The sequence below is a fragment of the Psychrobacter sp. Ps1 genome, assembly GCF_022129425.1.
GTDB lineage: Bacteria > Pseudomonadota > Gammaproteobacteria > Pseudomonadales > Moraxellaceae > Psychrobacter.
Genome location: NZ_JADQAN010000036.1, coordinates 1 through 9324 on the forward strand (window position 1 = coordinate 1; position 9324 = coordinate 9324).

Sequence of the window (9324 nt, forward strand, 5' to 3'; positions counted from 1 at the left end):
TATAAACTTTGATGCTAGCGCATCTAGGTCTTTTTTTCACCTCGCATTTGGTATTGCACTTCATGTGTTAATCTAAGTCATCATTTAGCGTAAGTATTTCAATTATTTTGAAGTTAGCATTTAGTACATACTCACAAGACGTTAAATTTCCAACCATACTGGGGTGGTTTAAGTAGGAGTATAACTTGAAAATTATCTTTACCATTCCTCCACTATCCACTGTACTGATAGCTGGCTGTGCCACAAAATCTGTTTAGACTATATCCTCTGAACAAAGGGATGTAGTCACAACCGTATTAAAACTTAATAGCTTTGCCTAACCACGCTACCAACTCACGGGCAGAAGCCTGACTCAAACACTGCGGACAATTAATATAGGTCATTATGCAGTCATTTAAATCAGTCAACATATGCAGTAATAACCCTAAACCAATTACCTTATAGGGCTTTGGTAAAAACAACATGCTCGCATATACTGCCATCGCATAATAAGTATGTAGCGGATGGAAATTAATACTACAACGATTGGGCGAAAAGATAGGTGTCGCTAGTAGATGATCTAAATCAACTAGCATGGTTGCTAATAGGATCAAATAAACTCGCTTATAGTCACTACGAAAAAACATATAGGCGATAATCAACGGCATACCAAAATGTAGAAAATAATGGATAACGGTTTGACTCATCGCTTTTTCCGAACTAAGAGGGTGTTTTAAAAATTGTCCTAAGAGTATCATACACGATCTGAGGTATACCTTCACACCTGAAAGACAAGCACGAATCCACCACCTGGCATACGGAAGTTAGTCACCTGACCTTGATAAACACGCGCCGCAGGCAACATACTGATCTGCCGTTAGGAGACGCCAGTAAGCGGCGTTTCGGTCTGGTAACGACGATCGAGTAAACATGAAATTGTATTTATTGCTATGGCTATTTTTGGAGGAATGATGACTCTTGTAAGCCTATCCCGCCGAGCAGCGACATTAGCAGTGCTTGCCCTGATGGTATGGAGCGTAAGTTTCTTTCTCCATTTTTTTTGGGAGATGGCACAGGTACCTTTCTTCTCCGGCATGGCCGAAGCGAGACACTGGGACGTAGTCTGGCTTTGTACACGTGCGACCGTCGGTGATGCCAATATTGCTTTTGGCGCTTACGTGCTTGCGGCATTGTTTGTAAAAGACTGGTTCTGGATTGCAAAGCCGTGGCGTCTGTCGACTTTATCGATATACCTTGGCGTTGGCCTAACTGTGACAATACTCTTTGAATACTGGGCAACTGGCGCTGGCCAAAGGTGGAATTATAGTGGGCTGATGCCTGATGTTCCGTTACTAAGCATAGGTGCGTTGCCGCTCGTTCAGTGGGTGGTCATTCCGATAATGTTAATCTACACTGTCAAATGGATGTTCCTAGGTTGGCAGATATCCAAGTAATAAAAATTAGCATTAAAGGCAGTTGGTGCTATTTAGCTCACTACACCATTACACTTGGAAAACAGGCGCGAATCCACCCCCTGGTGTACGGAAATTAGTCGTCTGACCTTGATAAACACGCGCCGCAGGTAGTAGCAGTTGTCCGTCATACGTATAAAGACGTATATCAACCTTTCTCGTTGTGACAGTGTCATCAATTTTTATTGATCGCTCTCCTGCAGGAACAAAGGACTGTGCGATATAATCCTCATCAAGAATGTTCTCAAAAACGCGTCGAGTCAGCTTACTACCGCGATAGACCCCTTTGCTTCCATGACCAGCAACTGGCTTAAAAAACAGCTGTCGCCGAGTACGCCACAACTCTGCTGCCTCGTCTCTTGATACGAGCTTAGTCCTTGGCACAGACTTTTCGAGGCATTCTGCTGCTGCATCATTCAGTCCCCAAGCGCGCAATGTCTGCGGATCGGATAGCAAGGTCAGATTGTGCTTATTAGCCAACATAGCATGGACATGAGGATTAGGCGTTACTACCACAGCACCTTCTAGATACGCACGCTTAAGCAGTGCATGGTCAGGCTCCTCAAATGCGAAGTCGACCAACCGATTGTAGATCATATCAATGGGCTTACCATGCGCTGTCAGCTTGCCATCGACATAGTCGAGTTCAGAGGGATCTAGTATCACAGTGTCAATGCCTCTAGCTTGGAGCAGTTGACGTGCTAACTGGAACTCCAAAAACATGAACTGACTCTTAGGATCATTATCCACGATGGCTATTAGGTTGGGCATAGCAACAGCAGACTGTCTTTGCCATTCCTGTTTGAACATAGTAAACACTGACTCCTCAAATGCATCTAGCATTTGAGTGGTTACAGCGCTCTGCTGTGAGGCATTACAGCAGCGTTTTTGTGCACGAGCGAGCAACACATTAAGAAACGCGCCACCAGCATTGGTATTGACCTCAATGAGCTGAGGACCATCACGACCCAAGTGAAAGTCATAGCCCATGAGAGCCCCTATTGGACCAGGGTCAAAAGCAGAGATTTCTGGTGCCCACGACAGGGCTTGCTCTTGATACGGCGACAGCTTGGCAGCCAACTCGATAGCGTCAACGATCTGCTCCATCGTCGCTATCTCTGTCTTGGGGACGAACACTGGTGTTGCTGAAAAAATCTTATTAAGCTCATTCGCTCCTATTGGATTGCTTCTAGTTTCCATTAATTGATCTTGAAGGCTTGTATTGAGCGCTTTACGATCGAGAGTAATACAGTAGCACTCTTGATTCAGTCGATTTGCGAGACCGTCATTCGTCTCATCGTTGTTGCTGGTTAAGTGTTCCATTTAAACCTCGTCGTTAAGTAGATTACTTACGCTGACATACTCTAGTAAACAGCAAAAAACAAAAGGGGTATTTGGCGTTTTTACGATGATGCTAGTTGCTTTTTAATGTCTCATTTCCTGAGTCTAAAGCGGTGCTTCGTTCCTCTTTGATTAACATTTTTGCTAAGAATAAACCCAACTCAAACAATAGCCACATAGGAATCGCTAGCAAGAGCATGGATATGCCATCAGGCGGTGTTACTACCGCTGCAACCGCAAAGCAGCCGACAATGATATAACGGCGCTTGTCTTCTAAACTCTTAGTAGAAACGATTCCAACCATTATCAGTAGTAAGGTAACCACTGGAATTTCAAAAGTCAGTCCAAACACCATAAACAACTTGAGGGCAAAGCTCAGATAACTGTCAATATCGGTCATCGGTATAACGTTCTGCGGCGCGAATAGGATAAAAAATTTCAATACACCTTTGAGCACGACAAAGTAGGCAAAAGCAACACCCGTATAGAATAAAAATATCGAAGACAACAGCACAGGAATAGCAATTTTCTTCTCTTTCTTATATAGGCCAGCGGCGACAAACGACCAAATTTGATACAGAATATAAGGCATCGCTAAAAATGCGGCGACAAAAACTGTTAAGCGAATGGGTGCCATAAAGTTTGACGTGATGTCGGTGGCAATCATAGTCGAATTAGCTGGCAACTGCGCTACCAATGGGTCTGATAAAAGATTATAGAGCTCGCGTGAAAACCCTGCCAATGCTAAGAAAACAATCAAAACGGCTACGCATATTTTGATGAGATGCTTGCGTAGTTCAATCAAATGTTCAGTAATAGGCATATCACTGAGCGCATTCAGCACATTATCAGCCTCATCACTATGGGCAGTGTCTGGAACTTTAGTATTTGTATTCGCTAACTTTTTTTGTCGATTTTTTTGGCGTTTAAATAAGCTCATTCATCCACCTTCTCTATAGATGAAGAAGAGGAAGTATTTGGCTGATGATCTTGCTGATGAGAAGACATTGGCTGATATGAAGTATCTAAGCTCTGATTCTGCGAGTCTTCAAACTTTTGCATACTACCGCGCATCTCTGCTAGTTCACGCTTCATATCTGACTCAGTCTGACGGATTTTTACAAGCTCACTTTGTATTTGTTGGCGCGTTTCAGCCAGATCTAGCTCAGCTTCTATTTCAGACTGTAGAGTGGATACTGTACGGCGCAGTTTGGCATACCATTGCCCAGCCGTACGCGCAGCCTGCGGCAGTTTCTCTGGGCCCAATACGATTAAAGCAATGATGCCAAACAAGAGTAACTCGGAAAACCCGATATCAAACATAACAGTCACATATATTAAAAGACTATTTAGTGCTGCTATTTATAAGCGGCGCGCTTCATGCTTTGTGCTGATCATCAGTGGTGATAGGGCTGATTTCTGTATCATCAGCCTGAGTACCTACCTGTGTATTTAAATCATTACTTGCAGCTGGCGTACTATTTTCATGGTCAAGTGAACGATTATTGCGAGCACGCGAGGTTTCTTCATCTTTGACTGCTTCTTTAAAACCCTTTACTGCACCGCCTAAATCTTTGCCAGCATTTTTAAGCTTAGCGGTGCCAAATACGACCACCACCACAACCAATAAAATCAGCCAATGTGTAATAGAAAAACTGCCCATAACGTGATCCTTATATTTTAAAGTCTTGATAAGACCAGTATGTGTATGTGTGCTTTAGAAACTGATCCACCATACCAAAACTACAGTTTCAAGCGACGCAATCGCAGCGCGTTGCCAATAACAGATACTGAAGACAGACTCATAGCAGCGGCCGCTATCATTGGACTGAGCAACAGCCCAAAAAATGGATACAGAACACCTGCCGCAAGCGGTATACCGAGCGCATTGTAGATAAACGCAAAAAACAGGTTTTGTCTGATATTTCGCATCGTAGAATGACTCAGTTTATGGGCTCTGACAATTCCCATCAGATCACCCTTCACTAGCGTGATGCCAGCACTTTCCATAGCCACATCTGTTCCTGTGCCCATGGCAATGCCAACGTTAGCCTGTGCAAGAGCGGGAGCATCGTTAATACCGTCACCCGCCATAGCCACGACCTTGCCGCTATTTTGTAGCTCTTTGATAATACGGTTTTTGTCTTCTGGAGAGACGTCAGCATGTACCTCATCAATATTTAACTTACTGGCAACGGCTCTAGCGGTTATTTCGTTGTCACCTGTTAGCATGACCACCTTTAGTCCAGCCTGATGCAGTAAAGATATCGCTTCGCTGGTACTCGGCTTGATCGGATCAGCGACTGATATTAAACCAGCAGCTTGGCCGTTTACTGCTACAAACATTACCGTTTCGCCGTCTTTTCTGCGCTTATCAGCACGTTCTGAAAGCGTACTGTCAAAGCTATCAAGACGTTGCATAAATTTTGAGTTGCCTACAGCGACTTGCTTGCCATTGACCAGTGCCTGCGCGCCTTCGCCAGTGGTTGAGCTAAAATCACTGGCTTTAGCAATATCAAGAGATTTTTCCTGCGCAGCTTTAACGATAGCTTCTGCCAAAGGATGCTCGCTGGCAGTCTCTACCGCAGCGACAAGTATAAGCAGTTCATTTTCATCTAAGCCACCAAGTGCTTCGATAGCAGTGAGCTCTGGTTTGCCTGCGGTTAATGTTCCCGTTTTATCGACAACGATGGTATCGACTTTTTCCATGCTCTCTAACGCTTCAGCGTTTTTGATAAGCACGCCATTCTGAGCACCCTTGCCAGTACCGACCATAATCGACATAGGCGTGGCGAGTCCTAAAGCACAAGGGCAAGCGATGATTAACACTGCAATAGCGTTGACCAGTGCAAAGGCCATGGCAGGCGCAGGTCCGAAAATAGCCCAGACGATAAAAGTTATGATAGAGCAGATAAGGACAATTGGCACAAACCATCCAGCCACCTTATCCACCAGCTTCTGTATTGGTGCGCGACTGCGCTGGGCTTCAGCAACCATTTTGACGATCTTGGACAGTACCGTGTCATCACCCACGTCAACCGCTTCAACCAGTAGGGTTCCCGTGCCGTTTACTGTGCCACCAGTAACCGTATCGCCTTTTGCTTTAGAAACCGGAATAGGTTCCCCCGTTACCATCGACTCATCGATACTGCTGCTGCCTTCAAGCACAATGCCATCTACAGGGAGTTTCTCTCCTGGCTTAACCCGTAATTTGTCGCCACTGATAACTTCGTCAAGGGAGACTTCTGTCTCAACGCCTTGCTCATCTACCCGCTTTGCATTTGGTGGTGCCAACTCAAGAAGAGCACGAATTGCGCCAGAAGTCTGGCTTCGGGCTTTAAGCTCTAGAACCTGACCTAGTAGTACCAATGTCGTGATAACCGCTGCTGCTTCATAATAAACACCGACTCGACCGGATGCATCCCTAAAACTGTCTGGGAAAATGCCCGGAATAAAGGTTGCTATCAGACTGAAACCAAATGCTGTGCCTACACCTATCGCAATTAGGGTAAACATATTTAGGTTGCGACTTTTTATGGATTGCCAACCTCGCACGAAGAAAGGTGCTGCTCCCCATAACACCACTGGTACCGCAAGCGCCAACTGGATCCACTGCGCAATCTTCCCAGCGATATCGCCCTGACCGCCTTGAATGAAGCTGTCCAAATTTATACCTACCATATCGCTCATTGCATACAAAAACAAAGGGACGGTCAGCACGGTACAAATCCAAAAACGCCGAGTCATGTCATCGAGCTCTGAGGTATCCTCTTCACCAATAGCAACAGTCTCTGATTCAAGTGCCATGCCACATATGGGACAACCACTATTCTCAACATCTCTGACTTCGGGATGCATGGGACAGGTATAAACGGTTCCGCTGTAGCCAGCTGGCACTTTATCGTACTTGCCGCCTTTTATAGAGTTTACCTTAGTAAGGTCAGTATCCTTTCCATGACGGTGTGCATGACTGTCTTCATTATCATTTGAATCAGTAACCTCGCCCTCAGGTTTGAGAAACATGCCGCATATTGGGCAATCGCTTTTTTCAACATCTCTCACTTCGGGATGCATAGGGCAGGTATAAACGGTACCGCTATAATTTTCCGGTACTTTGTCGTACTTACTTTCTTTAGTAAGATGAGCATCGGTATTCGACGGACTATGACAGCTTGTATGGTCATCTTTCATTGCTACCATCTCGGCAACAGCGTCTTCAGGTTTAAGAGACATTTTGCATATGGGACAGCCGCTATCTGTAACGTCTCTCACCTCTGAATGCATCGGACAGGTATAAATGGTTCCACTGTAACCAGTTGGTACCTTATCGTAAGTGGTATCTTTATTGGATTCTATGCCTGTATTCGCTGTACCGTCACAGCAATCATGGTCTTCGCTATCCGAAGTATTTTTCGTCGTATCGTGTTTCATGACTATGTTCCCGTTATTGATTGCAATGATAGTTTAGGTCTAAGTCACCAGCTTTTGATCCCATCCAAGATTAGCGCACTGTCCGTCGTTCTCAGCATAGCTGACCTATCTGAGCCGAAGATTCAATGGCTACGCTAGACTCATCCTGCTTTAGCAAACCAGCGATATAGCGGTACAAACACAATCGCAAAATACCAACCATAAAGATAGGATTCGACAAATCCAATTAGGAAACCTGACCATGTCAGCCATTCAAAACCAGGTAGCAGCGGTGCCCAAGCCTCATGCATGCTTATCTGCTCAGGTGCGAGTAGGCCAAAGCCTATGCACAAGAGATAGCTAATGAGCAGAAACAGAGAAACGCTATTGCCCACAGGACCAATTCTTAAAGTATTCGCTTTTGAATTCAATTCGTTCATCTTGACTCTCCTTGGTGGATGCTATACACCGCTTTCGTCACCACCAAACAACGGTATGGTATATGACCCGAGCATCCGAGCCAGAAAGCTTTGCGCAATAATTATAGAAAATTACATCAGCAGAGCATTAAAACCGGTCGTCAAACAGTCTCCATATACTTGATGCAAGTACGTCGCAGCACCGCCAGCTGACGGGTAAGCGTTAGAGATTTTGATATAGGAGTAAGCACTAAAAGAGACAACAATTGCAGCAGCCAGAAGGCCAGTAGGGAAAGTGAACCATGCATACTCAGCCTTTTATTGCTTTTTCATGAGCAATGTTTTGATTCTGTAGTGAAAGTAGCTTTGAATAAAAAGACCTATATGCTTAAGTCTATCATTTGATAGACCATTATTTTATTTGTTTAAAATATTCCTATCAGTATAGATCGTTATTCAAGCTCATCAATCAATTGCTTCATCTCAGCGATTTCACGCTTTTGCGCTTTAATAATATCGTCAGCAAGCTTTTGTACACGCGGATCTTCAATATCAGCGCGACTACTAGTGAGAATGGCAATCGAGTGATGCGGTATCATCGCTTGCATCCAATCGACTTGATCGACAGTTGCTTGTGATCTAACACCCCAAATACCAACAGCAAACATCAATACGCTTAGACCATAGATCATTAAATTGACTTTGGTCTTCTTATACATATTCGTCATAAATGCCAACATGACCACTGCCATACCGGCACCCATGTAGAGCGCCATGTAAGCTCGGGTTTCACTAAAATAAATATGATCCCATTCATAAGTATTGAAATACATCATGATGTACATCACAATCGTAGACGTCACAATCATCAGAGTGAACTTTACATAAGGGTTCATGCCCTGTTGATGATTCATGCTGTTTTGATCTGAAGCATTCATAGTATATCCCCTATTGTTTTAATAATATTAAAACCAGAATTTAACCCCCGCAGTCAAACTACTACTATCAACCGATTCATCTTCTTGACGTCGTTGACCACGAGCCTTGCCAAGCGCTGTCTCATAACTAACACCCACATAAGGAGCTAGCTGGCGACTGAACGTCTCGTAAGTCAGCCTAACCTCGGTTTCCATCTCATTAAAGCCTTTGGTAATACCATTATCATGGTCATCTTTACTAAAGGCAGTTAATCCCACCTCCGGTATGACCACCCAATGCTGATCTAAACGCCATTCGTACTCTGCCCCTAAATCAAGACGAAGTTGACCATCGGTATATAAGTAGGCTCTCGCATCTGTTTCAATAAAATAAGGCGCGGTGCCGACAATACCTGCCATCACCGCCGCGTTATCATTTTCAGTATCGTAAGCAACACCAGCTTCACCATTCCAGAAAATGCTCAGTGGTTTCCAATAAGCAAGCGAGCTCAAGCTATCGATTTCTTTATCATCTTTAGTCTGAGCACTACCTTCGGTACGTAGTCTTATACGATTGCTATCAGTACCATACCAACCCGTCGCCTCAAAGTTGATTTGGTCTTCATCAAACTGATAGCCCAAGTCGTCTACTGACACTCCCCATAATGGCATGCTGCCCATCATCATTGGCTTACCATACTGTCCGTAGGGAACCCCATTTGAATAGTCTGGACTGCGAGCATCGGCTGGTGGCTGCCCACCTTGCATCCCTGACATATCCATGCC

10 protein-coding genes are annotated in these 9324 nt (G+C 44.5%); 1 reads left to right on the top strand and 9 read right to left on the bottom strand.

Annotation, left to right across the window (positions count from 1 at the left end):
- Window positions 1–296: 296 nt before the first annotated feature.
- Window positions 297–686: a DUF6122 family protein gene (locus I3249_RS12595; protein ID WP_201569665.1), complete on the bottom strand. Its 390-nt coding sequence runs from the start codon at window positions 684–686 to the stop codon at window positions 297–299.
- Window positions 687–1073: 387 nt separating this feature from the next.
- On the opposite strand from I3249_RS12595, the gene I3249_RS12600 reads away from it, so the two are divergent.
- Window positions 1074–1433: a hypothetical protein gene (locus I3249_RS12600; RefSeq protein ID WP_227677058.1), complete on the top strand. Its 360-nt coding sequence runs from the start codon at window positions 1074–1076 to the stop codon at window positions 1431–1433.
- Window positions 1434–1481: 48 nt separating this feature from the next.
- Here I3249_RS12600 and I3249_RS12605 read toward each other — a convergent pair whose 3' ends face one another.
- The 8 genes from I3249_RS12605 to I3249_RS12640 all read right to left on the bottom strand — a co-directional run.
- Window positions 1482–2774 (bottom strand): hypothetical protein, encoded by a 1293-nt coding sequence (locus tag I3249_RS12605; RefSeq protein WP_201569663.1) that lies wholly within the window; start codon window positions 2772–2774, stop codon window positions 1482–1484.
- Between the two features lie 91 nt (window positions 2775–2865).
- Window positions 2866–3732, bottom strand: coding sequence for a twin-arginine translocase subunit TatC (gene tatC, locus I3249_RS12610; RefSeq protein ID WP_201569661.1), 867 nt, complete (start codon window positions 3730–3732; stop codon window positions 2866–2868).
- Window positions 3729–4115 carry a Sec-independent protein translocase protein TatB gene (gene tatB / locus I3249_RS12615; RefSeq protein ID WP_201569659.1) on the bottom strand — a complete coding sequence of 129 codons (387 nt, stop codon included), beginning with the start codon at window positions 4113–4115 and terminating at the stop codon, window positions 3729–3731. The genes tatC and tatB overlap by 4 nt, the downstream gene beginning before the upstream one ends.
- 55 nt (window positions 4116–4170) lie before the next feature.
- Window positions 4171–4455: a Sec-independent protein translocase subunit TatA gene (tatA, locus tag I3249_RS12620; RefSeq protein WP_201569657.1), complete on the bottom strand. Its 285-nt coding sequence runs from the start codon at window positions 4453–4455 to the stop codon at window positions 4171–4173.
- Between the two features lie 80 nt (window positions 4456–4535).
- On the bottom strand, window positions 4536–7223 hold the full coding sequence (locus tag I3249_RS12625) for a copper-translocating P-type ATPase (protein WP_227677057.1): 2688 nt from the start codon (window positions 7221–7223) through the stop codon (window positions 4536–4538).
- A gap of 140 nt (window positions 7224–7363) precedes the next feature.
- Entirely contained in the window at window positions 7364–7642 is a 279-nt protein-coding gene (locus tag I3249_RS12630) for a DUF5676 family membrane protein (protein WP_057758573.1), read from the bottom strand.
- A 431-nt stretch (window positions 7643–8073) separates the two neighbouring features.
- Entirely contained in the window at window positions 8074–8559 is a 486-nt protein-coding gene (locus I3249_RS12635; RefSeq protein ID WP_057758571.1) for a DUF305 domain-containing protein, read from the bottom strand.
- A 27-nt stretch (window positions 8560–8586) separates the two neighbouring features.
- A partial coding sequence (locus tag I3249_RS12640; RefSeq protein ID WP_238070190.1) for a copper resistance protein B occupies window positions 8587–9324 on the bottom strand: 738 nt, incomplete at its 5' end.

Bases quoted from the DNA above. Each gene is read 5' to 3' on its own strand.
- I3249_RS12595 (WP_201569665.1), bottom strand. From the start codon at position 686: ATGAGTCAAACCGTTATCCATTATTTTCTACATTTTGGTATGCCGTTG.
- I3249_RS12600 (WP_227677058.1), top strand. From the start codon at position 1,074: ATGGCCGAAGCGAGACACTGGGACGTAGTCTGGCTTTGTACACGTGCG.
- I3249_RS12605 (WP_201569663.1), bottom strand. From the start codon at position 2,774: ATGGAACACTTAACCAGCAACAACGATGAGACGAATGACGGTCTCGCA.
- tatC (WP_201569661.1), bottom strand. From the start codon at position 3,732: ATGAGCTTATTTAAACGCCAAAAAAATCGACAAAAAAAGTTAGCGAAT.
- tatB (WP_201569659.1), bottom strand. From the start codon at position 4,115: ATGTTTGATATCGGGTTTTCCGAGTTACTCTTGTTTGGCATCATTGCT.
- tatA (WP_201569657.1), bottom strand. From the start codon at position 4,455: ATGGGCAGTTTTTCTATTACACATTGGCTGATTTTATTGGTTGTGGTG.
- I3249_RS12625 (WP_227677057.1), bottom strand. From the start codon at position 7,223: ATGAAACACGATACGACGAAAAATACTTCGGATAGCGAAGACCATGAT.
- I3249_RS12630 (WP_057758573.1), bottom strand. From the start codon at position 7,642: ATGAACGAATTGAATTCAAAAGCGAATACTTTAAGAATTGGTCCTGTG.
- I3249_RS12635 (WP_057758571.1), bottom strand. From the start codon at position 8,559: ATGAATGCTTCAGATCAAAACAGCATGAATCATCAACAGGGCATGAAC.